Here is a 25,735-nt window from a genome sequence, read left to right as displayed (position 1 = left end):
CATGTCCTTTGCCCAAAACAGGTAACGTTTTGGGCAGACGTGCTTTAAGGAACCAGGATCAATGAGCTTCACCGTCGCCATAGTCGGGCGCCCCAATGTCGGCAAGTCCACGCTTTTCAACCGTCTCGTCGGAAAGAAGCTGGCGCTGGTGGACGATACGCCGGGTGTGACCCGCGACCGCCGCCCCGGCGAGGCGAAGCTTGTCGACCTGCGTTTCACCATCATCGATACCGCCGGTCTGGAGCAATCCGGGCCGGAAACGCTTCAGGGCCGCATGTGGGCGCAGACCGAAGCGGCAATCGACGAAGCCGATGTGACGCTGTTCGTCGTCGACGCCAAGGCCGGCCTGACGCCTGCCGATGAAACGCTGGGCGAAATGCTGCGCCGTCGCGGCAAGCCGGTGGTGCTGGTGGCCAACAAGTCCGAAGCGCGCGGTTCCGATGCCGGTTTCTATGACGCCTTCACGCTCGGCCTCGGCGATCCGTGCCCGATTTCGGCCGAACACGGTCAGGGCATGATCGACCTGCGCGACGCCATTGTCGAGGCAATCGGCGAAGACGTCGCTTTCCCGCCGGAAGTGGATGAGGCAGAGACGGATATCGTTCTGCCGCGCAGCGAGCCGGGCAGCGAGGATGAAGAAGACGAAGAGCCGGTCTATGACGAGACCAAGCCGCTGCGCGTCGCCATTATCGGCCGGCCGAATGCCGGCAAGTCGACGCTCATCAACCGCTTTCTCGGTGAAGACCGGCTGCTGACCGGCCCGGAAGCGGGCATTACCCGCGACAGTATTTCGGTCGAATGGGACTGGCGCGGCCGCACCATCAAGATGTTCGATACCGCCGGCATGCGCCGCAAGGCCAAGGTGACGGAGAAGCTGGAAAAGCTTTCGGTGGCGGATTCGCTGCGCTCCATCCGTTTTGCCGAAACCGTGGTGATCGTGTTCGACAGCACCATTCCCTTCGAAAAGCAGGATTTGCAGCTGGTCGACCTCGTCATCCGCGAAGGCCGCGCCGCCGTGCTCGCCTTCAACAAATGGGACCTGGTCGAAGACCCGCAGGCCTATCTGGCCGATTTGCGCGAGAAGACCGAGCGTCTGCTGCCGCAGGCGCGCGGCATTCGCGCGGTGCCGATTTCCGGCCAGACGGGTTATGGCCTCGACCGGCTGATGCAGAACATCATCGATACCGACAAGGTCTGGAACCGCCGCATCTCCACCGCCCGCCTCAACCGCTGGCTGGATTCGCAGACGACCCAGCATCCGCCGCCGGCCGTTTCCGGCCGTCGTCTCAAGCTGAAATATATGACGCAGGTAAAGGCCCGCCCGCCGGCCTTCATGATTTCCTGCACGCGGCCGGAAGCTATTCCGGAAAGCTATACGCGTTATCTGGTGAACGGTCTGCGCAAGGATTTCGACATGCCGGGCGTGCCGATCCGTGTGCATTATCGGGGTTCGGATAATCCGTTCGAGAGCAAGGCGAAGAAGCGGCGATGATCTGACGCAGGGCGTCGCGGCCTGTTTCTTCTCCCCGCCGGGGAGAAGATGGCCCGAAGGGTCAGATGAGGGGGCAACCTCTCCGCATATCGTTGGCCTTGCCCCCTCATCCCGCTGCCGCGGACTTCTCCCCCTCGGGGAGAAGAAACAAGGGGCACCCGCTCGTCCCAATTTCACGGTTTTGAAGAGTAAAAGACCATGCTGATCAAGCAGACCGACTATCACCGGATTTACCGCGTCATCAACAGCCTGCTCATCAGCCAGAATGCCGATCCCGCCTCGGCCTCCATGTATTTCAGCACCTTCGGCGCATTCATCCTGCAGCAGCATTACAAGGTGAAGGCGGTGCCGAAGGGCGGGCTTGCGGCCTATAATTTCGGTGGAACCGTGCTGCTATTCGCCGATCACCGCGAAGACGGTTATGTGACGGGTGCGGGCGAGAACTTCCACTGCTGGGTGGAGGCCGATGGCTGGGCCATCGATTTCATGGCGCCGGCATTTTCGGAAGGCGCCGATGGGCTTTCCGTGCCGGCGAAAATGTTCCAGCGGCCGCTTGCCGCCATGGCGGCATCCATCAACGATCTCGGACAATCCGGCGATTTCTTCTATCGCTCCGAACCCGAAGCCACGGCCAAGCGCTTTGCCGACTGGCACAGGCAGGCGATGATCGGCGATATGGCGAGCGTTGCCGCCAACTGGTTCCGCAAGTCGCCGAAACAGATGGCCGCTTCGCTTTCGGTAACGGATCGCGACGGCAAGGCGCGGACCGTGCCGCTTTCCGGCCAGATGCTCACCGGAGCGTGGTGAAGGCAGATTACGCCGCGCAGTGTCGATCCCGAAGGTTTTGTCAGCAAAAGGTCTTTTGATTTATAGGGGCAATGTTGCTACGCAGACTGGGCTTCAACAGCGACGGGAGTGACGTGTTCCTATGGCCGATGACACCATTTCAATAAGCTTCACGCCCGATCCGAAACATGTGCCTGAGTATGTCCACGGCTATCAACATCAGGCCTATGAAAATTACAGCATGATTTTCGACAAGTCCTGGAAGCGGCATTTTGCCTCGGCCAGAGCGCATCTATCCTCGTTTGCGGGACTTGCTGCCGGTTTCATCTATTCCTTAAGCCTGCCGTGGTTTCCGGGCGTCTGGCCGGTGGTCGGTTATTGGGTGTTTGCACCCGCACCGTTTGTGGCCCTCGCCATATGGTTCATTATCGCGCGGGGCTCGAGAAAGGAGATGAAATCCTATTACGAGGTCCTGGCACATTGGAATATTGCCAATGATCGGATGTATTCGCCTCACACGGAGGTCGAGATAGGACCCGAGGGTTACAAGCAGGTCACAAGACTGGACACCGTGCAGCTGAGCTGGGCGCGCTACCACCTCGCACTCACGCCGCCGGACAGTCTGGTGCTGGTTTTCCACGGGACGGTGGCTGTCATACCCAACAGCGCTCTGCCGATTGCTGCAAAGGACATCATCGAGAAGATCAATCACTGGTGCGCAGCCCAGCAGAAAGAGCTTCTTCCCTTATCCTGAAGCGGCATCTGAAAATGGCGGTATCATCCGGAAAAAGGACGGCCAGCGTGTTCTCGCGGCAGCCGCCTGACGTCAATCAGCAGCCCGACCCCGTTCTAAAGATAACGGCAGTCGCGTCCTGATTGCCTTGTGGCATTCCCGCTTCGTTTCGTCCACCGCTCCCGAACAGAATCTCGGGGATCGCCTCATGCAAGTTGAGAACGCGACAGCAGCGGCAGGGATTTTCCCGCCGCGTGAATGACATTGTCGAGGAACTGCCGCGAGGCTTTTTCCCAGCTGTAGCTTCTGGAAAGCGCCAGCGCCTCCTGCGGCGAACAATGAAGCGCCGCGAGACAGGCAGCGTGAAGATTGTCGTCCAGCGCACCGGCTGCCGGGTTGCCGCCGAGGATGTCGATTGGTCCGGTGACGGGGAAGGCGGCCACGGGCACGCCGCTTGCCAGCGCTTCCAGAATGGTGTTGCCGAACGTATCGGTCTTCGAGGGGAAGACGAAGACATCGGCCTGCGCATAGGCATCGGCCAGCTCCTCACCGGTCTTGACGCCGGTGAACAAAACGTCCGGATATTTCTCCTGCAATTCATGGCGGGCGGGGCCGTCGCCGATGACGACCTTCGAACCCGGCAGGTCCAGTTCCAGAAATTCCGGCAGGTTCTTCTCCACCGCCACACGTCCCACCGTCATGAAGATCGGGCGCGGTAGGTCGAAAGGCAGTTTTGCTTTCGGGCGGGGATGGAAAAGCTCGGCGTCGATGCCGCGGCTCCAGCGCTTCAGGTTGCGCACGCCGCGCGCTTCCAGTTCGGTCTCAAGGCTCGGCGTCGCCACCATGCAGGTGTTGCCGCCATTGTGGAACCAGCGCACGAAGGCGTAAAGCCAGCTTTCCGGCACGGGGAAGCGCGCTGCGACATATTCGGGAAAGCGGGTGTGATAGCTGGTGGAAAAACGCATGCGGTTCTTCACGCACCAGCGCCGCGCCATGAAACCCAGCGGCCCTTCCGTCGCGATATGCACGAAGGAGGGTTGGCTTTTTTCGATCTCCGCCGCCACACGGCGATAACCGGCGACCGAGAGGCGGATTTCCGGATAGGTGGGGCAGGGGATGCTGTAAAAACTCTGCGGCGTGACCATGCGCACATCGACGCCGAGCCGCGCGAGTTCGGTATTGGTATTTTCTATGGAGCGAACCACGCCGTTGACCTGCGGGTGCCAGGCATCTGTGACAATCGTGATTCTCGTCATGAAACACTGATCCTGCTCATCTGCGCGCGGGCGAATCCCCATTGCCCGGCTTCTGCCCGTATATGCGGCGTGCGTGTTACAGGATCATGTCAGGGTGTGTGACGGCGGGGAAGCGTGGTTTGCGCGCAGAAGTTTGCGGTTGTTCACGGCGCTTCCCAGTGCGGCGGAGCCTTATCCCACCAGCGGCAGCAGTTCGGGGCTGATCAGCGCGCCGTGGTGGCCGATGACGGTTGCCGCCGCCCTTGCCGCGAAGGTGGCCGCTTCCTCCGGCGAACTGCCGGTCACATAACGGGCGAGGAAAGCGCCGTTGAAGCTGTCGCCGGCGCTTGTCGTATCCACCACGTCCACGGCCTTCACCGCCGGGGCGTGACTGCGACTGCCGCCGAAATCGAGCGTCGCACCCTTGGCGCCGTCCTTCACGACGATGTTTTCGACACCAAGCGAACGGTAGCGGTCGATGGTCGCTTCCACGGAGACATCGCCGAAATGGCTCGCCTCGTCATCGAAGCTTGGCATGACAAGCGTTGCGGCGCGTGCGCCGTTGGAGACGGTCTCAAGCATCGTATCCTTATCCGCCCACAGGCGCGGTCGGATGTTGGGGTCGAAGACCACCAGCTTGCCCGCCGCCTTGGCGCGGCGCAGTTCGGCGAGGAACGTATCGACATCATGGGCGGAGGCGAGAATGGCGAGCGTGATGCCGGAGAAATAGACGACATCGGCGCTTTCCACCGTCCTGCGCAGATAATCCGCATCGGCGGCGAGCTGCCTTGCGGCGGCGGCATTGCGCCAGTAGCTGAAGGTGCGCTCGCCATCCTTCAGGTTGATGAGGTAAAGGCCGGGCGTGCCACCCTTGATGCGGCGGATTTTTTCCGTGCCGATGCCGGCTTCCGCGATGAAGGTGAGCATGTCTTCAGAGAGAGGATCGTCGCCAAGCGCGGTGAAATAATCGACCGACCAGTCGCCCGGCAGGCAGGCCCGGGCATACCATGCGGTATTGAACGTATCGCCGGCAAAACCCTTGCGCAGCAGCCCGTTGCCGGCCTGCGACAGTTCCACCATGCATTCGCCAATCGACAGAAACCGTCCGCCCACGCCGTCATCCTCCCGTTTTTTCCAGCCATGCGGCTTACGACGAGTGCGCGCCGCTGACAAGGGCGGTTGTGGCCGTTTGTGCATGTGCGAAGTTCCGGTTTACGCGGCCGCGACAGCTTTATATTCTCGTGCCACGGCGCTTTCGCTTTTCTTCGAATCGCGAAAGCGCCGTGTCTCTTTTTTGCGCATGTCTCTTTCCCAAAACCGCGTCACACTTTTGGGAGACATGCGCCGGCCGCCATCAGGAGATCGCCCATGCCGCTAACCCATGCCCCGGTCCACAAACCCCAAGCGCAATCGGACTGGTGGAAGGGAGCGGTGATCTATCAGGTCTATCCGCGTTCGTTTCAGGACACGACCGGCGACGGTTACGGCGATCTTGCCGGGGTGACGAAACGCCTGCCCTATATCGCTTCGCTCGGTGTCGACGGCATCTGGCTCTCGCCCTTCTTCACCTCGCCCATGGCCGATATGGGGTATGACGTTTCCGATTATTGCAATGTCGATCCGATGTTCGGCACGCTTGCCGATTTCGACGCGCTGATGGCCGAGGCGCACCGGCTGGGGCTGAAGGTCATCATCGATCAGGTCATCTCGCACACGTCGGACCAGCATCCCTGGTTCGTGGACAGCCGGGCGAGCCGCACCAACAGCAAGGCCGACTGGTATGTCTGGGCCAACCCCAAGCCGGATGGCACGGCACCCACCAACTGGCTTTCCGTGTTCGGCGGCCCGGCCTGGGAATGGGACGGCGTGCGCAAGCAATATTATATGCACAGCTTCCTCGCCTCGCAGCCGGATTTGAACTTCCACAATCGCGAGGTTCAGGATGCGCTCCTCGAAACCGTGCGTTTCTGGCTGGATCGTGGGGTGGACGGTTTCCGGCTCGATACCGTCAACCATTATTTCCATGATAAGCTTTTGCGCGACAACCCGCCGCTTTTCGACGAGGAAAGTTTCGGTCTCGATGCTTCCGACGTCAATCCCTATGGCATGCAGGACCATCTTTACGACAAGACGCGGCCGGAAAACGTAGCTTTCCTGAAGCGTTTTCGCGCGCTGCTCGACGACTATGAGGGCCGCGCCACGGTGGGCGAGGTGGGAGACGGGGCGCGGTCGCTGAAGACGGTGGCGGCCTATACGTCCGGAAATGACAAGCTCAACATGTGCTACACTTTCGACCTGCTGGGGCCGGATTTCAGCGCGAAGCATCTGCGCGCCTCGGTCGAGACCTTCGGCAAGGTGGTGACGGATGGCTGGGTGTGCTGGGCCTTTTCCAACCACGATGTGGTGCGCCACCTCAGCCGTTTTTCCGAAAGTGCGGAGGAGCAGGTGCGGGTGGCGAAGCTTGCCATCTGCGTTCTCGCCAGCCTGCGCGGTTCCATATGTCTCTATCAGGGCGAGGAGTTGGGTCTGACCGAGGCGGAACTTGCCTTCGAGGATCTGCGCGATCCCTACGGCATCCGCTTCTGGCCCGCCTTCAAGGGGCGGGACGGATGCCGCACGCCGATGGTGTGGGAAACCGGCAAGCCGAATGCCGGTTTTTCCAGTGCTGAAAAACCCTGGCTGCCGGTGCCCTATGTCCATGCCATGCAGGCTGTGGATGCGCAGGAGCGCAAGCCGGACTCGGTTCTGAACCATTACCGCGCGGTTTTGTCCTTCCGAAAAGGTCATGGCGCGCTGCGCGATGGCGACATGCACTTTATCAAGACCAATCTCGATGTGCTGGCCTTCACGCGCCAGAAGGGCGATGAAAAACTGCTCTTCGTTTTCAACCTCACCCGCGAAGCGGTGGAATTCCCGATACCGAAGGCCATGCGGGTCACCGATATACTGCCGATGCCGGGTTTCGCACCGCTATTCGATGCGGGGATCGTGAAGCTCGAGGGGCTGGATGTGTTTTGCGGGGTCGTTGCATGAGCGCGCAATTTGCCATCGAGACGGCTGGCGAAGCATCGCTCGATGAGTGGTCGCTTCTGCGGCACCGCTTGTGGCCCGATGCTTCACCCGCCGAACACCGGGCGGAATTGCAGGACGTCTCCGACAATGAGGTTGGATTTATTGCCCATGATCCGGCGGGCATGGCCATCGGTTTTGCCGAAGCCAGCCTGCGGCACGATTATGTCAACGGATGCGACACCTCGCCCGTGGCGTTTCTCGAAGGCGTTTATGTGGAGGAGGCCTTTCGCAAACAGGGCGTTGCGGCTGCATTGATTGCCGAAGTAACCCGTTGGGCGACCAGCAAGGGTGTGAGCGAGCTTGCTTCCGATGCCGATATTTCCAATGTCGATTCACACCGCATGCATGCGGCGCTGGGATTTGAGGAAACGCAGCGGGTGGTTTATTTCCGTAAGTCTCTTCCTCTGGGTTCATGACCTCTCGACACTGTTAGGCCAGCGGATGATGTCAGTCTTCGCGGCCGCCTTTCGCCGATCAGATGCGGCGCCATGATTGCGTCTTGGGCGTTGAATAGTACTATTTAAGTATTTATGAATTTTATAATATCTTAAATTTTAATTATTTCATGATTAAAACTTATATTTAATCGTATTAATGACGATTAAACAGTAGTTTTTTCAAATTTACTTATCTTTTAGCGAGCTTTGGGCAAGCTTCCAGTATTAATCATTGAAACCTACAGATTTTTCGGTCTCCACCCATAAAGTGAAGCAGGGATTGTCATGTCCGTTTCAATCAAGAATTTCAATCAGCCCAATACCGCGAATTCCACCTCGCCGCGCGCCAAAGCTAAGGCCGCCCCTCCATCCATCCGAGAGGTTTTCCTTTCCGGACAATCGGCGGCCCGCGCATCGACACCGAAACCAGCCCCCAAAACCTCGTCAGCCGATTATATCGCATCGCCCGCCTTCATGCGGAATCTGAGGGCCAAGCTTTCTCTGGCGGGGGACGATCCGGCGCAATATCTGCGCGCCCGGTCGATGATGAGTGCTCTCGAGCGTGGGGCCTTGCAGGTTTCGAACCCCACCCAGGGCAAAACGATTAATGCGTGGGATCCGAACCAGAAAAACGCCAAGCCGACGACAGCCACTGACATTGCCAAGACCAACTGGGTAGATTTCCTCAACACGCAGCTGAAGCGCAGCGAAGACGGCGCGCTTTCCAAGGATGGAAGCGGAAGCTATGTCGACAAGGCGACGGGAAAACACGCCTATTTTGGGCGGGTCGCGGGCAAATATTATTACGTCACCTGGCCTTCGGAGACGAAAGCATGAGGCCGCTCTCGCGGCCTCAAAACGCGGATTGAGTGTTTTCCACTGCCTCCGGTCGGCAAGCCACCGTCAGATCAGCGCAAACCGGTCCACATCCACCATACCCATATCGGAAATCTTCAGATGCGGGATGACGGGCAGGGGCAGGAAGGCGACCTGCAGGAAGGGTTCTTCCAGCGTCGTGCCGAGCGCATAGGCTGCTTTTCTAAGCGTGTGCAGCGTATCGCGAACGGTCTCATAGGGTTCGAGGCTCATCAGCCCTGCGACGGGGAGCGCGATCTCGCCCGTGACCCTGCCGTCTTCCACCACCACGAAGCCGCCCTTGATTTCGCCGAGCCGGTTGGCGGCCAGCGCCATGTCGTCCTCGCTCACGCCAACGACGCAGATATTGTGGCTGTCATGGCCGACGGTGGAGGCGATGGCGCCCTTTTTCAGGCCAAAGCCCTGAACGAAACCATTGGCATGGTTGCCGTTCTTGCCGTGGCGTTCGATGACGGCGACCTTGATGATGTCGTTCGCAAGATCGACGGTGGTCTGGTTGCCATCCGTCGGCAGCCTGTAGCGGCGGTGCTCGGTAATGATCTTGCCGGGAAGTACGCCCATGACGGGGCTTTCGCCTTCCGTAACCGGCACGCCGAAATGGGAAGCGAGCACGGGTCTTGCCTTGACGCTGTCGAGGCCGACGGGTGCGACCGGTTTGCGCGTGGCAAAAAGGGCGTCATCGACGATCCGGCCGCCGGAAAGCACCATGCTGGCCTTGCAGTTCTGCAGGCTGTCGATGACCACAAGATCGGCCCGCCAGCCCGGTGCGACAAGGCCGCGATCCCGCAGGCCAAAGGCTTTTGCGGCGGAAATGGAGGCGGCGCGGTAGATGGCGAGCGGTTCCACGCCGCTGGCGATTGCGGTACGGATCATATAGTCGAGATGGCCCTGCTCGGCGATGTCGAGCGGGTTGCGATCGTCCGTGCAGAGGGCCAGATAGGGCGACAGGCGTTCGGTGATGATCGGCATCAGGGCGTGCAGGTCCTTCGAGACCGAGCCTTCACGCACCAGAATATGCATGCCCTTGCGAATTTTCTCCAGCGCCTCAGTCGCGCTCGTGCATTCATGTTCGGTGCGGATGCCGGCGGCGAGATAGCCGTTCAGCGCCGTGCCGGAGAGAAGCGGTGCATGCCCGTCGATATGCTGGCCCTGAAACGCCTCGAGCTTCGCCATGCACACCGGATCCTTATGGATGACGCCCGGAAAATTCATGAATTCGGCAAGGCCGATGACCTTCGGGTGCTCCCGGAACGGCAGTAGCTTTTCGATGGGCAGATCGGCGCCGGCGGTTTCCAGATGGGTGGCGGGCACGCAGGAGGAGAGCTGCACCCGGATATCCATGATGGTTTCCATGGCGCTGTCGAGGAAGAACTGAAGCCCTTCAACGCCCAGAACATTGGCGATCTCGTGCGGGTCGCAAATGGCGGTGGTAACGCCATAGGGCAAAACGCAGCGGTCGAATTCGTGCGGTGTCACCAGCGACGATTCGATATGGAGATGCGTATCGATGAAACCCGGAACGACGATCTTTCCGGAAATGTCGATTTCCTGTCGCCCCTTGTAGTTCTCGCAGGTGCCGACGATGGTGTCGCCACAGATGGCGATATCCGAAGCGACGAGTTCTCCGGTGACGAGGTCGAAGAAGCGTCCGCCCTTGAGAACCATATCCGCCGGTTCACGGCCCGTACCCTGATCGATGCGCGTTTCAAGTGTGGAATTCATGCGGGTCTCTTCGGCTCCTGATTTACGTCGTATGCGAGAATTTTCACTATTTACATTCTAAGGTTGTTTCTTGGTCTATTCGGATTGATTCTTTGAGTTTTAAATATATCCAGAGTAAAAAATTTTCATATTTGTGTTATCTAATCTTCCGAGGTGCAAGTTTAGGCAGCGTTGGGAAGACTTGACTTCACCTTTATAGTTTAGCCGGTTGCGCGCCGACATTTTTACGAATTACGGTTTCAGGTTATCATTCCCGGGAAGGAAAATAAAAGCATCTGATGCTCAAACGAATTTCCACCCAGCAACTGACGATTGGCATGTTTATCGAAGCGATCGAAGGAACGCTTTCGAACCAGGGATTTTTAAAACGGCACCGCTTTCTTTTGCGGCACGAGGAATTAATGCGTCAATTGAAATCAAGCGGCGCCGAAAGCATCGTCATCAACACGGCCAAGGGATACGATACCGAAGGCAGCGCGCGTTCCGCGGCGGTTTCGCCGCAACCGGGCAATTGCCCGGAAACCGTCGCCGCCGTCACCCATGCCGTACGCTCGGCCGCCGATACGATTGCCGAGACCTTTGCTTCTGCAGAAGACGGCGGCATTGTTTCGCTGAAGGGCATGGCTGCGGCGGCTGGCAAGATTTCCGATGCCGTGCAGTCGAACCCGGCGATTTTCATCGGCGTCACCCGCCTGAAATCGAAAGATGAAACGACCTTCGTGCACTCGGTCTCCGTCAGCGGGCTGATGATCCTCTTCGGCAATTATCTCGGGCTCGACAGGGGAACGGTCAATCTGCTCGGTATCAGCGGGTTGCTGCATGATATCGGCAAGGTGGAAATCCCCTCATCGATCCTTAACAAGGCGGAAGGGTTGAGCGCCAGCGAGCGGGAAATCATCAATCTCCATCCCGCATTCGGCCGGGATATATTGTCGCGCAACGCGCAGATGCCGGAGATGGTGCTCGATGTCTGCTTCAATCATCATGAGCGGATGGATGGCGGCGGTTATCCAAGCGGCCGTGCGGGCAGCCAGATCAGCCTCTATGCGCGTATCGCGGCGATTTGCGACGTCTATGACGCCATCACCTCGGTCAGGCCCTACAAGAAGCCGTGGACGGCGAATGACGCGCTGACCTGGATGCTGCGAAGGGAGGGGCATTTCGACATGCAGCTGCTGAAGAAATTCGCACTGTGCATTTCCGCCTCGCTGCCGAGGGGTTAGTTGCCGAAGATGATCGCCATGTTCAGGCTGTCGATGTAACGCCCGTCGATCAGAACGGCATCACGGCCCCGGCCTTCATGCACAAAACCGATCTTTTCATAAAGCGCAATTGCTCTCGTATTGTCCGCATGCACGCTCAGTTCCACACGGTGCAGCCCGCATTGACGGGCGGCATCGAGCGTCTGCCGCATCAGCCGTCCACCCAGCCCCTTGTCGCGATAGGCCGGCAGGATGCCCATGCCAAGCGTGCCGCGATGGGCATGGGTGGGCCTGCTCTCGCGGCGAATATCGCACCAGCCGACCACCTTGCCATCCGCAATCGCCACGAATTGCGGATGGTCGTTTTCGATCATGTCGAGAACGAAGGCGCGGACCGAATCGAGCGGCGGCGCCTCCAGGAAGCTCAGATATTTCCGCTCGCGCGATACCGCATCGAGAGCACGGTGAAAGCTTTCAACGTGCTCCGCCCGGATGGGTTCGATGCTGATGGCGTCGGCAGCAGCCATCATGCCGCCTTCGTCTTCGCCTTGCGGGTCAGATGCACCACGACGTTTTCGATCATGCGCATGCCGGCGTCCTGGCCGAGCGTCATGATCGATTCCGGGTGGAACTGAACGGCGGCCACCGGTTCCTTGGCATGTTCGATGCCCATGATCGTGCCGTCCTCGCTTTCCGCGGTGATGATGAAATCACGCGGAAGGGTGGAGGGGTCGGCGAAGATCGAGTGGTAACGGCCGACGGTCACTTCCTTGCCCAGACCGGAGAAGACGAGACCCGGTTCCAGCACGCGAATGCGCGATGGCTTGCCATGCATCGGCACCGCAAGCTGGCGAAGTTCGCCGCCATAGGCTTCCGCCAGCGCCTGAAGGCCGAGGCAGACGCCGAAGATCGGCAATTCGCGGGCGCGGGCGGCCTTGATCGTCGCCTTGCAGTCGAAATCCGTCGGGCTGCCCGGTCCGGGAGAGAGCACGACGAGATCGGGCTGGAAGCGATCGAACACCTCTGCCGCAACCGGCGTTCTGACGGTGGAGACGGTCGCGCCCGTCTGGCGGAAATAATTCGCCAGTGTGTGCACGAAACTGTCTTCGTGGTCGACGAGCAGGATCTTGACACCGGTGCCCACCTTGGCGGCATCACGCTTGGTGGAAGCGGCGTTGGTGGCTTTCGCATCGCGAATGGCGGCGATCATGGCGGAGGCCTTCAGTTCGGTTTCGGCTTCTTCTTCCTGCGGATTGGAATCGTTGAGCAGCGTCGCACCCGCACGCACCTCGGCAATGCCGTCCTTGATGCGGATGGTGCGCAGCGTGAGCCCCGTATTCATGTCCCCGTTGAAACCGACCATGCCGATCGCGCCGCCATACCAGGCGCGCGGGCTCTTTTCATGGCCTTCGATGAAGCGCATGGCCCACAGCTTCGGCGCACCGGTGACGGTGACGGCCCAGGCGTGGCTGAGGAAGCCGTCAAAGGCGTCCATGTCATCGCGCAGGCGGCCTTCAATGTGGTCCACCGTGTGGATGAGGCGCGAATACATCTCGATCTGGCGGCGGCCGATGACCTTTACCGAACCCGGCTCGCAGACGCGGCTCTTGTCGTTACGGTCGACATCCGAGCACATGGTGAGTTCGGATTCGTCCTTCTTCGAATTGAGCAGTTTCAGGATCTGCTCGCTGTCGGCAATCGGATCGTCGCCGCGCTTGATGGTGCCGGAAATCGGGCAGGTCTCGATGCGGCGGCCGGAAACGCGCACGAACATTTCCGGCGACGCGCCGACCAGATATTCTTGATGGCCGAGATTGATGAAGAAGGAATAGGGGGAGGGATTGATCGCCTTCAGGCGGCGCGAAATCGCCGACGGATTGCTTTCACAACGCTCCATGAATTTCTGGCCGGGAACGACCTCGAACAGATCGCCGCGGCGGAAGCTTTCCTTGGCCTTCACCACCAGTTCGGAATATTCACCGGGACGGTGATCGCCCTTGGGCGGGATGGTATCGGTGGTCTTGAAGGGATCGGGTGCAATGTCGGAGGACTTGCCGTCCGTCGTCACGCCGCCCTTTTCGAAATCGTAGCGGTCGATCCAGGCCTTGGCGGAATAGTGGTCGACGACGAGTATTTCGTCGGGCAGGAACAGCACCATGTCGCGCTGGTCTTCCGGGCGCGAAAGCGACAGCTTGATCGCGTCGAACTGGAAGGCGAGATCGTAACCGAAGGCGCCGAACAGGCCGATGGCCGAATCCGCATTCGAATAAAAGAGGTCGACGATGGCGCGCAGCGCCGTGAAGACGGTCGGGATTTTCGAGCGTTCTTCCTCGGTGAAAACGCGGTCCGGCTCGTTGACGGTGAGATCGAGACGGCGCGTGGTGGAAGCGCCAAGCGTGAGATCGGGCGTCGCCTTCAGCTTCTCGGTGATGAAGGAAAGCAGCACTTCGCCACGGCCATTATAGGCCTCGATCCACATCTTGCGGCCGAAACAGGAAATGCCGAGCGGCGGATCGACAATAGCTGTATCCCAGCGGGTGTAACGGCCCGGATATTCATAGTTGGACGAAAAAACCGCGCCGCGATGGGAATCGAGCTTTTCGATATAATTATCGATGGCGCTGGCGTAATCGGCGGGCCGACGCTTTCGGCTGACCTTGATGCCGCCTTTCGTCTCGTAGGTTTCCGCGCCGTCATCCTGAATGATCGTTACCATTTCTTTCGTACTCGTTTTTTCGCATGTCGTTATCGCAAAACCGTCAAGCACTTTTGCGCGCATGCTTTCTGTTGTTCAAGCCCGATGACAGGCGGCAAAATAACAAAAAAGCCGCCTGAAAATTCGGGCGGCTTGGACTTTGTCTGAAGACATGACTGGTCAAGGCCGCGAAAAGCTGCCCCACCACCAGTTAGCAATGTTCTTAGACACGATGTTCATGGGAAAATTGTTAGCGCGCACGATCCGCCTTGGCAAGCGGATTTCGGTGAGGGAATGAACCTTACGGGCCGTCGCGGCGTTGCACTCCTGCCGAAACGGTCAGGAGTGCCCCGAAAAATGCTTCATCGCCTGTGTCTTCTGGTAACCACCATCGCATTGATTTCCGCCTCTGAACCGCCGGCGCAGGTGCCGGTGCCGCAACCGAAACCGGGTGAGGGGCAATCCGCCACCCCCGCGGACAAGCCATCGGACGAGCCGCCGCAAAGCCCGACGGAAGCGCCGAAACCGGCCCCGAAACCGCAGGTCCCGGAAGAGGGGAAACCGGATGACGGCAAGACGCCGGCAGACAAGGGGTCCGATGACAGCAAGAAGGGCGTCGAGGACAAGGTGGGTGAGGGCAAAGAGGAGGGCGAACAACGGAAACCGGATGTTGACGCTGCAAAACCGGAAGAGAAGCCGCAGGAACCGATGAAGCCGGAAGATCCGGCCACGCTTCAGGCATGCCTTGGCGCGTTGAAGGATATCGGCGCCGAGTTCAAGCAGCTTGAACCGATCCGCGATGCGGAGCAGGGCTGCGGCATCGAAGCGCCTGTCGAGCTTTCCGTGGTTCTGCCCGGCATCAAGCTGGAACCATCGGGCACCATGCGCTGCGAAACCGCGCTCGCGCTTTCCCGCTGGACAAAGGAGATGATGCTGCCGGCGGCGGCTCTGGCTATGCCGGAGAAAAAGGTGACGGCCATCGCCAATGCCTCGACCTATATCTGCCGCAACCGCAACAGCGCGGAAAACGGCAAGATTTCCGAACATGCCAAGGGCAATGCCGTCGATATTTCCACGATCGCCTTCGATAAGGGCGAGCCGCTGGTGATGAAGCCGCGCGGTGAGGACGGAACGCCGGAAGGCGCTTTCCAGCGCACGATTACCGCCGCCGCCTGCCTGTTCTTCCGCACGGTTCTTTCGCCCGGCAGCGACGCCACCCATCAGGATCACCTGCATCTCGACGTGCTGGAGCGCAAGGGCGGCTATCTCTATTGCCGCTGATAAAAAAGGGGCGACCCGAAGGCCGCCCCGACTGGAGATGATGTTTCTGCCCGGTTTTAGAATTTCTGGGTCAGAGAGATTTTGAAGGTGCGTCCGGCTTCCGTATAGAAGTCCACCGGCTGGTTGACGGTGCTGACGGAATTCGGGTTCACGTCGCGAACGCCGACGGCATTCCAGTATTTCCTGTCGAACAGATTGTAGATGCCGGCCTGGATGCGCAGGCCCTTGGTCTGTTCCGGTTCCCACCAGCCGGTCAGGTTGAAGACGCCGTAGCCGGGGGCGTCAAAGGTGTTGGCCACCCGGTCGTCACGCATGCCGGAGGAGAAGACACCGGTAAGTTCCGTGCCCCAGACGTCCTGCTCGTAGCCGATGCCGACAACGGACTTGAAGGGCGCGACCGTGCGAATGAATTCGTTGGTGTCGGTGTCCTTGCCATAGGCGTAAGCGAGCGAAGCATGGGCGAAGAAGCCGTTTGCGAGGTCCTTGCGGACCTTGGCTTCGACACCGGAGATTTCGACGTTGTTACGGTTGCGATAGGTGAAGAGCGATCCGTTGCCCCTGCCGCCGAAGCCGGGGAAGAGCGTCGTCGAGGTCGTGTACTGCTCGATGAAGTTCTTGTACTTGTTGTGGAACAGCGTCAGGCTTCCCGTGAGGTCGCCGGAGGCGTAGTTCGCGCCGATTTCGAAACCGTTGCTGGTCTCGGGGTTGAGGGAGGAATTACCGACCACCGCGTAACCGGAGCTGATGTTGGAGAAGTTCAAGTACAGTTCGTTGATCGTCGGGGCGCGATAGGCCATCGACCATTGCGCGAAGAGCTGCAGTTCCGGTGTGACGTCATAGGTCGCGAGAAGCTTCGGCGAGAAGCGCGAGCCGCTGTTGCCTGTCGGCAGGCCGAAGGTTCTGTAGCCGCCATTGCTGGAAACCGAGCCGTCCGGGTCGTAGTCATAGGAATCGAAGCGCAGGCCGGGGGTCAGGCGGAAGCCGTTGCCGAAGGCGATTTCGTCATCGAGATAAAGACCGAGGCTCTTGCCGCTCACGTCAGGCATGTCGGACTGGGAAGAAGACGTCACGCCGGCCGTGTTGGCGTAAAGCTCCTGGCTGAAATCGGTCGTCATGGCGTTGCCGCCGAAACGAACCGTGTGCTGCACACCGCCAAGCTCGAAGCCGGATTCAAGGCCGCCGACGATGCCGAATGCGCTGTTGCGCATGCTGTCTTCGCGAATATAGAGCGAATTGTTGGTCAGGCGGTCACCGGCGCCGGATTCCTTGGAAAGACGCGTCCAGTAGAGCGAAAGATTGGCGGCATCGATGAAGCCGTCGGTCGAGGGCGCTTCGTATTCATAGTCGAGCGATACGCGATCGCGCTCGGTATCCTCGTAGCCCCGGTAGTCGCCGATCCGGTAGGTCGAGCCCGAAACGCTGACGCCCTGCAGGGTCTTCATGTCGCTGCGGTTTCTCACCGAGTAACGCTCGGCTGTCAGCCCGATGCGGTGACCGCCTTCAAGATCCTGACGGATCTTGAACATCAGGTTGCTTTCATAGGTGTCGGCGGGATTGGGCTTGGTACGGCGCGTGCCGTAGACATCGGCCGTGCCCTTATTGTCCGTCTCGTTGCCGCGCTTGTAGGAACCCTGGAACAGGACCGAGGTATTCTCGATCTTCTTGGCGACGGCGAGCGATCCGCCCACGCTTCTGTCTTCGCTGTCATAGGTGGTCTTGGCCACGCCGCCCCAGTCCCTGCCTTCGCCGATCAGGTCTTCCGGCTCGAGCGTGCGCAGCACCAGCGCGCCGCCGAGAGCACCGGAGCCGATACGGCTGGAATCTGCGCCGCGCACCACATCGACCGTCGAAAGCGAGGAAAAATCGAAGCTCGAATTCGTATTGCTCAATGTGGTGGTGGCCTGACCCTGCCGGGCAAAGTTTTCGAAGAAGGGAACGGGAATATTGTCGATCAAAGTGACGACGCGTGCGCCACCGAGGCCGCGAATGAACAGGCCGCCGGGCCGGCCGGGCTTGGCATCGACGTAATCGACGCCCGGCTCCGTGCTGTTGCCGAGGTCCTTGATGCTGCCGATGTCCTTCTTGCGGATGTCTTCCGCCGTGGTCTGGCTCGCCAGCGGCGTGTCGGCGGCGGCATTGGCGCTTTTGACGCGCTTGCCCTTGACGACGATCCTTTCAAGCGTGGTGGCGCCGTCCGCCTGCGCCGCGGCATCCTGTGCCCGCGCGGGGCCGGCAAGCGGCAGAAAAGAGATGGCAGTGCACAGAAGCAGCGCGGAATGCGTGCGCGAAATGGACATTAAGTACCCCCAGGTAGGCGCGCGAATGGGCCACGGCGTGCGAAAGCACGCCGCGCTTGCCGTCGCGGCTGAAACTGTTTTGATTGTTACGGGCGAGCCGATAAGCGAGGACTAAAAAACATGATGATAACTGTCAACATATTATATATGACTTTTTGCATCATGTTTTAAAGCATAACAGTATGTTGCAAAAATATGACGCTTATCCGCTCTCGAACCTGACTGGCGAATGGGGTGTGAAAACGCCACGGTACGGTCAAAGTCCCGACATTGCCGCTTGCTAGGATATTCGCAGCCAGTTTACATGGCGAAACAAACCATGCCCCAACAATAAACAGATTATTAATCGGATACGGAAATGAAGTCTCTTGAACTGCTCGTCGAGCGGATCATCCTCTCCAGCCGCTGGCTACTCGTCGTTTTTTATCTCGGGCTCGTCGCGGCACTGGCGGTTTATGCATTTTCCTTCGCGCTCAAGTTTCTGAAAGTTGCGAAGAACGTTTTCACCTACGACGAAGCGGACATGATCCTCGCCATGCTGGGTCTGATCGATGCGGCGCTGGTCGCCAGCCTGATCGTCATGGTGATGATTTCCGGTTACGAGAACTTCGTCAGCCGCTTCGACGATGCCGATGCCGAGGTTTCCTTTCTGGGCAAGCTCGATTCCGGCAGCCTGAAAATCAAGGTCGCGTCGTCGATCGTGGCGATCTCGTCGATCCACCTGCTGCAAATCTTCCTCAACGCCAGTCAATATTCGGACAGCAAGCTGATGTGGTTCACCATCATCCATCTGGCTTTTGTCGTCTCGGCGGTCATGCTCGGTTTCCTGGAAAAACTGATGGCCAAGCCGAAGGACAAATCCGAAAAGCCGGTGCTTTGATCAGGATGGTCCAGCCGATATGAAGGTCGCAACCCCGTTCTGGCCATGCCGCATGTTTTACGCTCCGGGCGCTGCGTCCCGGCGTGTCGAGGGTGCGTGAATGGTGAAGACGGAGCGTCAGGCCAGACTTTGCGACGATCTGTCGGCTGCGGCCGACAAATCCCAATGGCTGGAGGCGCTGCGGGAAGTGATGCGCGCCTTCGGTTACGCCTATGTGACGCTTTTGCGGTTGCCCGGCGGACAGAATGCCTATGCCTTGCCAACGGTTGTCGAAAGCAGCCTGCCGATCTGGGTCGTGAATGCGATGACCAGGGACGGCGCGCTTGGGGACTGTCCCGTCATCAAGCGCGGCGCGTCATCGATGATGCCGCAATATTGGTCGCTGCAGGATCCGGATATTGCCTGCGGACCGCTGGTGGATGCGGCGGCCTCGCTGAGCAGCATGGGCATTACGTCCGGTCTGATGGTGCCGGTGCACGGCATGTACGGCAACCGGCATCTGATGAATTTCGCAGGCGATCGCGATATCCTGCCGCAAGCCGCGCTCAACGAGCTGAGCATGATCGTGCTGCATGCGCTGGAGGTTTATGACCGGCTTTGCCGCACCAACTCAAAAGGTCCGTCGCCGCTGACGAAGCGGGAACTAGACGTCGTGCGCTGGACGGCGCAGGGAAAGACCTCCGTGGAGATCGCCGAGCTTCTGTCCATCTCGGAACATACCGTCAATGCCTATATGAACAACGCTATCCGCAAGCTCGACTGCGTCAACCGCACCCAGCTCGTGGCCAAGACGATACGCCTTGGCCTCATAGACTGATCGATCCTGTCGTCGCTGGCAGGCCTCGCCTTACCGGTCAAGAACCGAGCGAAGCTCGACGAGATTAGAGCGAACCCGCAAAACGTAAAATCCCATGGTGGCGAGGTGCGAGGGCATGATCCAGCCGCTTTCCTCACCATTGGAAATGATCGCCGGCTGGATGCGCAGGGCTGCGCGGGTCTGCAACAGCGTGTCGTTCCAAAGGTTGGTCAGGTTACGCTCGCGGATGACCTGCGCGAAGTCCGATCCGGCGGCGGAAAGCACGCCGTAATAGCCGTAGAGCTGGCCATAGGCGAACCAGAAGCGGTCGTCGGCGCGGGTATCGAACCAGCCGCCATTATAGTTTTCCGAACGCTCGCGCAGAATTGCAGACGTGGAGCCGATATCGCCGGCGATACGGTCGATGAACTGGATGAGGTTGTCGGCGCGTGTATCGAAGACGGCCTTGCAGGCGGCAAGTTCGCCGTTGAAGGCCTGGAAGCTGCGGATGGCGGCGCGGTAATAGCTGGGGGTCGGCGTCTTCGGGCCGAACGGATCGAGACCGAAATACCAGGAATATTCGCTGAACTGCATGTTCCCGCGTGCTTCCTGGAGATTGTTGTTGATGCCGGAGGTTCCGCGCACGCGGCCGAGCGTATCCACCAGTTCCACCGAGGTGCGGCGCACGGCCTGATTTACGCCGCGCTGGAATGACGCCTTGTTGTCCAGAAATGGCGTGCTGTCCCAGTCCATGCCGAAAAGGCCGAGACGATAGAGCAGCATGGAGGAAATCCATGCGTTCTGGTTGACGTTGAAATCGGTGAGATCGGCGGCCGCGTCGACGATGGCCGAACGCTGGCAGACCGGCGCGGATGTGTTTGCGGCGGCGCCCGTTGCGCCACCCGCCGGGGCGGCGGCCGGCAATTCCTGCCCGGCAGGCACGGTGCGCTCTTCAAGCTTGTAGCGCGCGACGTAATCCGGGTCGAAATTCGTCCAGACCTGGGTTTGCCAGATGAAATATCCGTAGAAGCCGGCAAGAAGAATGACGATGAGGGCGATCGGGCCCTTGATGAGCCAGTTGCGGCCGCTGTACCAGCCATGGGCGGCCATGAAGGGCCACAAAAGCCAGGCGACGAGAAGACCGGCGGCCCTGCCGATGGCGCTGAAGGCTGCCTGAATCAAAGCGGTGATCCGGTCGATCATGTCGTCATAGTCTCCTCTGCCCGTGGGGCTGGACGCCGGAAGAAAAACACGCGGCCCGCCCGCGCCCTTCGGCGCTTCGTATAAACCGCGGTCATTTACTGTCTTCCAGATATGTCCCGGTCAACCGGGATACAACATGATTGCGAAACTTTTCTCAACCTGCGGTCCGCGCCGGCCATTATGGCTTTCCACACCGATTGTGGAGCAACAGCCGCCGCGGAACCGAAGGGATATGCGCCTAGAGGCCGAGCTTGGCGATCTCGTCGTTCAGCCGGTCACGTGCCTTTTTCGGCAGTTTGCCGTTCTTGACGGCGTCGAGATTGGCCGGCGCGGCGTCGCCGACGACAACGAGCGCGATCATGCCCATGCCCAGATGCGGTGTGCATTTGACGACGTAGGCGCCTTCCTTCTCGACCGTCAACTTCACCGTCTCGTTCATCTTGCCCTTGAAGTCTGCGACACCCTCGGGGATCATGTCCTTCACGGCTGCCGCATCATGGCCCTTGTCGACCGGGACGAAGGTGATGACGTCGCCGACGGCGGCCTTGACTGTTGCGGGCTCGAAGACCATCGCCTGACCGTCGCTGCCCTTGTTGAGCATCTTCACTTCGATTTCGGCAGCAAGGGTGGGAAAGGCGAAAAGACCTGCGAGAATGGCGAGGCCGGCGAATTTGGCAGTTCTGTTCTGCATAGTTTTGCTCCTGAGAGAAAGCACATCCACGCGAATGTGTCGCCGTCGTCTTAGCCCAGGAGCGGGGGAGCCATCTTTGCGGAAAATCAAATGCGGCAACCGGACGCAGATGTTCACTCGCCCTTGAACGTCTCCACCCAGTGGCGGCGGCAGAAGGAAACATATTTCTCGTTGCCGCCGACATCGATCTGCGCGCCCTCCGTCACGACCTTTCCTTCATTGTCGAAGCGGGCCACCATCGTCGCCTTGCGGCCGCAATGGCAGATGGTGCGGATTTCGCGAAGCTCGTCGGCAATGGCAAGCAGTTCTTTCGAGGCGGGGAAGAGCTTTCCCTGAAAATCCGTGCGCAGGCCATAGGTCATGACCGGGATGTTCAGCCTGTCGACAATGTCGGCAAGCTGCCAGACATGGTGTTCGGAGAGAAAGTTGGCTTCATCGATGAAAACGCAGGCGACCGGCGCTTCGGCTGTGAGGGCCGATACCTCTGCGAACAGGTCGGTATTGTCATCGAAGGTCAGGGCGTCGGAGGAGAGGCCGATGCGCGAGGCGACACGGCCGACGCCGGCCCGGTCGTCAAAGGCGGCCGTGAAGATCAGTGTGCGCATGCCGCGCTCCTGATAATTGTAGGATGCCTGCAGCAGCATGGTCGATTTGCCGGCGTTCATCGTCGAATAATTGAAATAGAGTTTTGCCATTATCCACTCCCGGAGCGCCCTTGCGTCCTTCGGACGCTTCTTAACAATGCTCCAACCTGTTGAATCGGCACATCGCGACTCACAGAGCCGATTCCCGTTTATGCCGATGCCGCAGCCAGCGTCTTTTGACGGCGAAGAAGCGGATTGAAAAGTGCCGCAGCGGGAAAAACACAGATTTCCGCAACCGGACTGTTTGTCGCATTCGGGCGTTGAAAGCCGGTGATTTTCACGATTTTGTCGCAAACGGTGCGCCAAAGCACGCAAATGCGCGCGAGTTGATTGTGTCCGGCAGATATTGATAATGGCAAGGGAACGAAAAAACAGGGAGCAAGCCATATGTTTGCAAATAGAAGCCGCTGTCTGGCCTTGGCCGCAGCAATCTCCTCCATGACGTTCAATGCGGCCGGTGCTGCGGAACCGGCAAGCTGTGGCACAGTGCGCTTTTCCGATGTGGGCTGGACCGACATCACCGCCACGACGGCCACCGCCACCGTGCTTCTGAAAAGCCTTGGCTATGAAACCGACGTCAAGCTTCTTTCCGTACCCGTTACCTACACATCCCTGAAAAACAAGGACATCGACGTCTTCCTCGGCAACTGGATGCCGACCATGGAAGGCGATATCGCGCCTTATCGCGAAGACAAATCCGTGGAAACGCTGCGGGAAAACCTGACCGGCGCGAAATACACGCTGGCGACCAACGCCAAGGGCGCCGAACTCGGCATCAAGGATTTCAAGGACATCGCCGCCCACAGCGCCGATCTCGGCGGCAAGATCTATGGTATCGAGCCGGGCAATGACGGCAATCGCCTGATTCTCGACATGGTGGCCAAGGACAGTTTCGGTCTGAAGTCATTCGAGGTGGTCGAGTCGTCCGAACAGGGCATGCTCTCCCAGGTGGCCCGTGCCGAAAAATCCGGCGAGCCCATCGTCTTCCTCGGCTGGGAACCGCATCCCATGAATGCGAATTTCAAGCTGACCTATCTGACCGGCGGCGACGAGGTCTTCGGCCCCAATCTCGGCGGCGCGACGATCCATACCAATGTCCGCAAGGGTTACGTCGAGGAGTGCCCGAATGTCGGCGCGTTCCTCAAGAACCTGCAATTTTCCCTGCCCATGGAAAACGAGATCATGGGCAAGATCCTGAATGACGGCCTTGAGGGCGAGGCGGCTGCAACCGCCTGGCTGAAGGCCAATCCGACGGCGATCGAGCCCTGGCTCGCCAACGTCAAGACCAAGGACGGCAGCGCCGACGCCCTGCCTGCCGCCAAGAAGGCTCTCGGCCTCTAAGCCGCAAGACGATGCATGACTGCATCCGGCCTGCGCGGCAGGCCGGATCAGCGGGAAATAACGATGCCCATGCATGACCTTGCCTGTGAATTTTCAGACATTGAAGGTCATGCGCCAGCACCGCGTCCGGCAGTTTCGCTGCCGGCCGTCATTTCTGCATTGGAGCAATCCCGGTGAAACGGGATTACGATGCTCTATTTCTTTGTTGTCTGCGCAATTCCGGACGCAAAACCGCTCTGCACTTTTGCCGGAATTGTTTTAGTTCACGAAAGGTCTTTTCTTACCGTGGAATGGCTCAGCGCTCCTGAAAACCGCCTGCCCGTCGGCCGATATGCCAAGGAGGCCATTGACTGGCTGACCGGCAATCTCGCTTTTTTCTTCGATTGGCTTTCCTTCATTTTCCAAAGCGTCATCAACGCCCTGCTTTATGTGCTGCAGGCGCCGCATCCGCTCATCATCGTGGCGATCCTGACGGCGCTTTCCGCCTGGACGCGCCGCTCCGTCGGCATGCCGGTCTTCACGGCGCTCGGCCTGCTGCTCATCATCAATCTGGGCTACTGGAAGGCGACGACAGAAACGCTGGCGCTCGTCATCGCCGCCAGCGCCGTGTGCATGATCATCGGCATACCGCTCGGCATATTGGCGGCGCGGCGCAAATGGATCTATGCCGGCATGCGCCCGGTGCTGGACCTGATGCAGACCATCCCGACTTTCGTTTATCTCATCCCGGCGCTGGTGCTGTTCGGTCTCGGCATGGTTCCGGGGCTCATCGCCACCGTCATCTTCGCCATTCCGGCCCCGGTGCGGCTTACCCGCCTCGGCATCGTGTCGACGCCGCCGGCGCTGGTGGAGGCGGCCGTCGCCTTTGGCGCGACGCCGTCGCAAGTATTACGCAAGGTGGAGCTTCCCTTCGCCGCGCCGCAGATCATGGCCGGCCTTACCCAGACGATCATGCTGTCGCTGTCGATGGTGGTCATTTCCGCCCTCGTCGGCGCCAATGGTCTCGGCGTACCCGTGGTGCGCGCCCTGAACACCGTCAATATAGCCATGGGCTTCGAAGCGGGACTGTGCATCGTCATACTGGCGATCGTTCTCGACCGGCTTTTTCGCCTTCCCGGTGCGGAGGATGATCTATGAGTGACGCCATCATCTTCGGAAATGTCGATATCGTTTTCGGCGACCGGCCCGATGCGGCGCTGCCGCTGATCGACAAGGGCAGCACGCGGGACGAGATCAATGCCGAAACCGGACTGGTTCTCGGTGTCGCCAATGCCTCGCTCTCGGTCAGCGAGGGCGAGATACTCGTGCTCATGGGGCTTTCCGGTTCGGGCAAGTCGACCCTGCTCAGGGCCGTCAACGGGCTTGCGCCTGTGGTGCGCGGCAATGTCGGCGTGAAGACCAAAACCGGCTATGTCGATCCCTATCGCTCGACGGCGAAAGCGCTGCGCGACCTGCGCATGCACACGGTCTCCATGGTCTTCCAGCAATTCGGCCTTCTGCCCTGGCGCAATGTGGCCGATAATGTCGGCTTCGGGCTTGAGCTTTCCGGTGTGCCGGAAGCCGAGCGCAAGCGCATGGTGGCCGAGCAGCTGGAGCTGGTCAATCTCTCCGCCTGGGCCGACCGCAAGGTGGGAGAACTTTCCGGCGGCATGCAGCAGCGTGTGGGGCTGGCGAGAGCCTTTGCCACCGGCGCGCCGATCCTGTTGATGGACGAGCCGTTCTCGGCGCTCGACCCTCTCATCAGAAGCCGCCTGCAGGACGAGCTTCTGGAGTTCCAGAGCCGGCTGAAGAAAACTATCCTCTTCGTCAGCCACGATCTGGACGAGGCCTTCCGCATCGGCAACCGGATCGCCATGATGGAGGGCGGACGCATCATCCAGTGCGGAACGCCGCAGCAGATCGTCAAGCAGCCGGCCACGCCCTATGTCGCGGATTTCGTGCAGAACATGAACCCGATCTCCATGCTGACCGCCGCCGATGTGATGAAGCGTGGGGTGGACGAACGCAACGGGCAGATGACAGTCGCCGCCACCGCCCGCCCGTCATCGCCGCTGATCGATATTCTCGATGCGCTGTCAAAACATTCCGGCGCGATCGGCGTCGTCGACAACGGTGCGATCGTCGGCACGATTTCCGCCGATGAAGTCGTGGCGGGTCTGACGCGTCACCGCAAAAAATAGTGATTCGCCTGTCTGAAAAAGAAAGGGCCTTCCATAGAGGGCCCTTTTTCTGTTTCCAGATGATCTTCGCGGCGCAAGTTATACCTTCCCACGGTAGCAAAGAATATTTTTGATATCACAAGTTATGCATGAAAATAATTACTAATAAAAATCATATTGCAAACTTAGAGAA

At 59.5% G+C, this 25,735-nt stretch carries 23 protein-coding genes; 13 read left to right on the top strand and 10 right to left on the bottom strand.

The genetic code is table 11. The features are described from left to right. The first annotated feature begins 61 nt into the window (after nt 1–61). From der to ACQZ5N_RS17565, 3 genes are all read left to right on the top strand, one after another. Nucleotides 62–1,492 carry a ribosome biogenesis GTPase Der gene (gene der / locus ACQZ5N_RS17575; protein WP_059754235.1) on the top strand — a complete coding sequence of 477 codons (1,431 nt, stop codon included), beginning with the start codon at nt 62–64 and terminating at the stop codon, nt 1,490–1,492. Nucleotides 1,493–1,690: 198 nt separating this feature from the next. After that, a complete protein-coding gene (locus ACQZ5N_RS17570) occupies nt 1,691–2,299 on the top strand; it encodes a DUF2026 family protein (RefSeq protein ID WP_448733636.1) in 609 nt (202 codons plus the stop codon). A 121-nt stretch (nt 2,300–2,420) separates the two neighbouring features. Further along, nucleotides 2,421–3,032, top strand: a complete 612-nt coding sequence (locus ACQZ5N_RS17565) for a hypothetical protein (RefSeq protein ID WP_269831381.1) — start codon at nt 2,421–2,423, stop codon at nt 3,030–3,032. A 185-nt stretch (nt 3,033–3,217) separates the two neighbouring features. On the opposite strand, the gene ACQZ5N_RS17560 is transcribed toward ACQZ5N_RS17565, so the two are convergent. Further along, nucleotides 3,218–4,267: a bifunctional monoglucosyl/glucuronosyl diacylglycerol synthase gene (locus ACQZ5N_RS17560; protein WP_269829573.1), complete on the bottom strand. Its 1,050-nt coding sequence runs from the start codon at nt 4,265–4,267 to the stop codon at nt 3,218–3,220. A 171-nt stretch (nt 4,268–4,438) separates the two neighbouring features. Then, entirely contained in the window at nt 4,439–5,359 is a 921-nt protein-coding gene (locus tag ACQZ5N_RS17555) for a sugar kinase (protein ID WP_269829572.1), read from the bottom strand. A gap of 255 nt (nt 5,360–5,614) precedes the next feature. Here ACQZ5N_RS17555 and bglA point away from each other — a divergent pair, with 255 nt between their 5' ends. From bglA to ACQZ5N_RS17540, 3 genes are all read left to right on the top strand, one after another. Next, entirely contained in the window at nt 5,615–7,279 is a 1,665-nt protein-coding gene (bglA, locus tag ACQZ5N_RS17550) for a beta-galactosidase BglA (RefSeq protein ID WP_448733635.1), read from the top strand. Continuing rightward, nucleotides 7,276–7,734: an aminoglycoside 6'-N-acetyltransferase gene (aac(6'), locus tag ACQZ5N_RS17545; RefSeq protein ID WP_448733634.1), complete on the top strand. Its 459-nt coding sequence runs from the start codon at nt 7,276–7,278 to the stop codon at nt 7,732–7,734. The genes bglA and aac(6') overlap by 4 nt, the downstream gene beginning before the upstream one ends. A gap of 306 nt (nt 7,735–8,040) precedes the next feature. Continuing rightward, the gene (locus ACQZ5N_RS17540) at nt 8,041–8,592 is read left to right on the top strand and encodes a hypothetical protein (RefSeq protein WP_448733633.1); all 552 of its coding nucleotides are present in this window, start codon (nt 8,041–8,043) and stop codon (nt 8,590–8,592) included. 66 nt (nt 8,593–8,658) lie between these two features. Here ACQZ5N_RS17540 and ade read toward each other — a convergent pair whose 3' ends face one another. Continuing rightward, nucleotides 8,659–10,353, bottom strand: coding sequence for an adenine deaminase (gene ade / locus ACQZ5N_RS17535; RefSeq protein WP_448733632.1), 1,695 nt, complete (start codon nt 10,351–10,353; stop codon nt 8,659–8,661). 278 nt (nt 10,354–10,631) lie between these two features. Here ade and ACQZ5N_RS17530 point away from each other — a divergent pair, with 278 nt between their 5' ends. Continuing rightward, the gene (locus ACQZ5N_RS17530) at nt 10,632–11,576 is read left to right on the top strand and encodes an HD-GYP domain-containing protein (RefSeq protein WP_304981527.1); all 945 of its coding nucleotides are present in this window, start codon (nt 10,632–10,634) and stop codon (nt 11,574–11,576) included. Here the strand turns inward: ACQZ5N_RS17530 and ACQZ5N_RS17525 are convergent. Both ACQZ5N_RS17525 and ACQZ5N_RS17520 read right to left on the bottom strand, forming a co-directional pair. Next, complete coding sequence (locus ACQZ5N_RS17525) at nt 11,573–12,085, bottom strand: N-acetyltransferase family protein (protein ID WP_448733631.1); 513 nt, start codon at nt 12,083–12,085, stop codon at nt 11,573–11,575. The genes ACQZ5N_RS17530 and ACQZ5N_RS17525 overlap by 4 nt on opposite strands. Continuing rightward, nucleotides 12,082–14,271: an anthranilate synthase gene (locus ACQZ5N_RS17520; RefSeq protein ID WP_196379229.1), complete on the bottom strand. Its 2,190-nt coding sequence runs from the start codon at nt 14,269–14,271 to the stop codon at nt 12,082–12,084. The genes ACQZ5N_RS17525 and ACQZ5N_RS17520 overlap by 4 nt, the downstream gene beginning before the upstream one ends. 336 nt (nt 14,272–14,607) lie before the next feature. On the opposite strand from ACQZ5N_RS17520, the gene ACQZ5N_RS17515 reads away from it, so the two are divergent. Further along, complete coding sequence (locus tag ACQZ5N_RS17515) at nt 14,608–15,531, top strand: extensin family protein (protein ID WP_448733630.1); 924 nt, start codon at nt 14,608–14,610, stop codon at nt 15,529–15,531. A gap of 56 nt (nt 15,532–15,587) precedes the next feature. On the opposite strand, the gene ACQZ5N_RS17510 is transcribed toward ACQZ5N_RS17515, so the two are convergent. Then, nucleotides 15,588–17,828: a TonB-dependent hemoglobin/transferrin/lactoferrin family receptor gene (locus ACQZ5N_RS17510; protein ID WP_448733629.1), complete on the bottom strand. Its 2,241-nt coding sequence runs from the start codon at nt 17,826–17,828 to the stop codon at nt 15,588–15,590. Nucleotides 17,829–18,186: 358 nt separating this feature from the next. On the opposite strand from ACQZ5N_RS17510, the gene ACQZ5N_RS17505 reads away from it, so the two are divergent. Together ACQZ5N_RS17505 and ACQZ5N_RS17500 are read left to right on the top strand one after the other, a co-directional pair. Continuing rightward, nucleotides 18,187–18,708: a TIGR00645 family protein gene (locus ACQZ5N_RS17505; RefSeq protein ID WP_003524933.1), complete on the top strand. Its 522-nt coding sequence runs from the start codon at nt 18,187–18,189 to the stop codon at nt 18,706–18,708. Nucleotides 18,709–18,808: 100 nt separating this feature from the next. Then, nucleotides 18,809–19,525, top strand: coding sequence for a helix-turn-helix transcriptional regulator (locus tag ACQZ5N_RS17500; protein WP_448733628.1), 717 nt, complete (start codon nt 18,809–18,811; stop codon nt 19,523–19,525). A gap of 30 nt (nt 19,526–19,555) precedes the next feature. Here the strand turns inward: ACQZ5N_RS17500 and ACQZ5N_RS17495 are convergent, their stop codons facing one another. The 4 genes from ACQZ5N_RS17495 to ACQZ5N_RS17480 all read right to left on the bottom strand — a co-directional run bounded on the left by ACQZ5N_RS17495 (nt 19,556) and on the right by ACQZ5N_RS17480 (nt 22,482). Then, nucleotides 19,556–20,707: a DUF2333 family protein gene (locus ACQZ5N_RS17495; RefSeq protein ID WP_078051758.1), complete on the bottom strand. Its 1,152-nt coding sequence runs from the start codon at nt 20,705–20,707 to the stop codon at nt 19,556–19,558. A gap of 238 nt (nt 20,708–20,945) precedes the next feature. Further along, nucleotides 20,946–21,398: a pseudoazurin gene (locus ACQZ5N_RS17490; RefSeq protein WP_448733627.1), complete on the bottom strand. Its 453-nt coding sequence runs from the start codon at nt 21,396–21,398 to the stop codon at nt 20,946–20,948. Between the two features lie 113 nt (nt 21,399–21,511). Then, the gene (locus ACQZ5N_RS17485; RefSeq protein WP_080851141.1) at nt 21,512–22,093 is read right to left on the bottom strand and encodes a thymidine kinase; all 582 of its coding nucleotides are present in this window, start codon (nt 22,091–22,093) and stop codon (nt 21,512–21,514) included. Between the two features lie 98 nt (nt 22,094–22,191). Then, nucleotides 22,192–22,482 (bottom strand): hypothetical protein, encoded by a 291-nt coding sequence (locus tag ACQZ5N_RS17480; protein ID WP_162935798.1) that lies wholly within the window; start codon nt 22,480–22,482, stop codon nt 22,192–22,194. Here ACQZ5N_RS17480 and ACQZ5N_RS17475 point away from each other — a divergent pair. The 3 genes from ACQZ5N_RS17475 to choV all read left to right on the top strand — a co-directional run bounded on the left by ACQZ5N_RS17475 (nt 22,481) and on the right by choV (nt 25,563). Then, a complete protein-coding gene (locus ACQZ5N_RS17475; protein WP_448733626.1) occupies nt 22,481–23,383 on the top strand; it encodes a choline ABC transporter substrate-binding protein in 903 nt (300 codons plus the stop codon). The genes ACQZ5N_RS17480 and ACQZ5N_RS17475 overlap by 2 nt on opposite strands. A gap of 285 nt (nt 23,384–23,668) precedes the next feature. Next, the gene (gene choW / locus ACQZ5N_RS17470; protein WP_059754593.1) at nt 23,669–24,520 is read left to right on the top strand and encodes a choline ABC transporter permease subunit; all 852 of its coding nucleotides are present in this window, start codon (nt 23,669–23,671) and stop codon (nt 24,518–24,520) included. Further along, nucleotides 24,517–25,563 carry a choline ABC transporter ATP-binding protein gene (gene choV, locus ACQZ5N_RS17465; RefSeq protein WP_065655676.1) on the top strand — a complete coding sequence of 349 codons (1,047 nt, stop codon included), beginning with the start codon at nt 24,517–24,519 and terminating at the stop codon, nt 25,561–25,563. The genes choW and choV overlap by 4 nt, the downstream gene beginning before the upstream one ends. Nucleotides 25,564–25,735 lie beyond the last annotated feature (172 nt).

This window comes from Agrobacterium sp. 22-221-1, assembly GCF_053522445.1.
The sequence above is the reverse complement of the archived record's forward strand: the minus strand, read 5'-3'. Positions and strand labels throughout refer to the sequence as shown.

What these genes read in the sequence shown, in the direction of transcription:
- der (WP_059754235.1), top strand. Translation starts at nt 62, where the DNA reads ATGAGCTTCACCGTCGCCATAGTCGGGCGCCCCAATGTCGGCAAGTCC.
- ACQZ5N_RS17570 (WP_448733636.1), top strand. Translation starts at nt 1,691, where the DNA reads ATGCTGATCAAGCAGACCGACTATCACCGGATTTACCGCGTCATCAAC.
- ACQZ5N_RS17565 (WP_269831381.1), top strand. Translation starts at nt 2,421, where the DNA reads ATGGCCGATGACACCATTTCAATAAGCTTCACGCCCGATCCGAAACAT.
- ACQZ5N_RS17560 (WP_269829573.1), bottom strand. Translation starts at nt 4,267, where the DNA reads ATGACGAGAATCACGATTGTCACAGATGCCTGGCACCCGCAGGTCAAC.
- bglA (WP_448733635.1), top strand. Translation starts at nt 5,615, where the DNA reads ATGCCGCTAACCCATGCCCCGGTCCACAAACCCCAAGCGCAATCGGAC.
- ACQZ5N_RS17540 (WP_448733633.1), top strand. Translation starts at nt 8,041, where the DNA reads ATGTCCGTTTCAATCAAGAATTTCAATCAGCCCAATACCGCGAATTCC.
- ade (WP_448733632.1), bottom strand. Translation starts at nt 10,353, where the DNA reads ATGAATTCCACACTTGAAACGCGCATCGATCAGGGTACGGGCCGTGAA.
- ACQZ5N_RS17530 (WP_304981527.1), top strand. Translation starts at nt 10,632, where the DNA reads ATGCTCAAACGAATTTCCACCCAGCAACTGACGATTGGCATGTTTATC.
- ACQZ5N_RS17525 (WP_448733631.1), bottom strand. Translation starts at nt 12,085, where the DNA reads ATGATGGCTGCTGCCGACGCCATCAGCATCGAACCCATCCGGGCGGAG.
- ACQZ5N_RS17520 (WP_196379229.1), bottom strand. Translation starts at nt 14,271, where the DNA reads ATGGTAACGATCATTCAGGATGACGGCGCGGAAACCTACGAGACGAAA.
- ACQZ5N_RS17515 (WP_448733630.1), top strand. Translation starts at nt 14,608, where the DNA reads ATGCTTCATCGCCTGTGTCTTCTGGTAACCACCATCGCATTGATTTCC.
- ACQZ5N_RS17510 (WP_448733629.1), bottom strand. Translation starts at nt 17,828, where the DNA reads ATGTCCATTTCGCGCACGCATTCCGCGCTGCTTCTGTGCACTGCCATC.
- ACQZ5N_RS17505 (WP_003524933.1), top strand. Translation starts at nt 18,187, where the DNA reads ATGAAGTCTCTTGAACTGCTCGTCGAGCGGATCATCCTCTCCAGCCGC.
- ACQZ5N_RS17500 (WP_448733628.1), top strand. Translation starts at nt 18,809, where the DNA reads ATGGTGAAGACGGAGCGTCAGGCCAGACTTTGCGACGATCTGTCGGCT.
- ACQZ5N_RS17495 (WP_078051758.1), bottom strand. Translation starts at nt 20,707, where the DNA reads ATGATCGACCGGATCACCGCTTTGATTCAGGCAGCCTTCAGCGCCATC.
- ACQZ5N_RS17490 (WP_448733627.1), bottom strand. Translation starts at nt 21,398, where the DNA reads ATGCAGAACAGAACTGCCAAATTCGCCGGCCTCGCCATTCTCGCAGGT.
- ACQZ5N_RS17485 (WP_080851141.1), bottom strand. Translation starts at nt 22,093, where the DNA reads ATGGCAAAACTCTATTTCAATTATTCGACGATGAACGCCGGCAAATCG.
- ACQZ5N_RS17475 (WP_448733626.1), top strand. Translation starts at nt 22,481, where the DNA reads ATGACGTTCAATGCGGCCGGTGCTGCGGAACCGGCAAGCTGTGGCACA.
- ACQZ5N_RS17480 (WP_162935798.1), bottom strand. Translation starts at nt 22,482, where the DNA reads ATGGAGGAGATTGCTGCGGCCAAGGCCAGACAGCGGCTTCTATTTGCA.
- choV (WP_065655676.1), top strand. Translation starts at nt 24,517, where the DNA reads ATGAGTGACGCCATCATCTTCGGAAATGTCGATATCGTTTTCGGCGAC.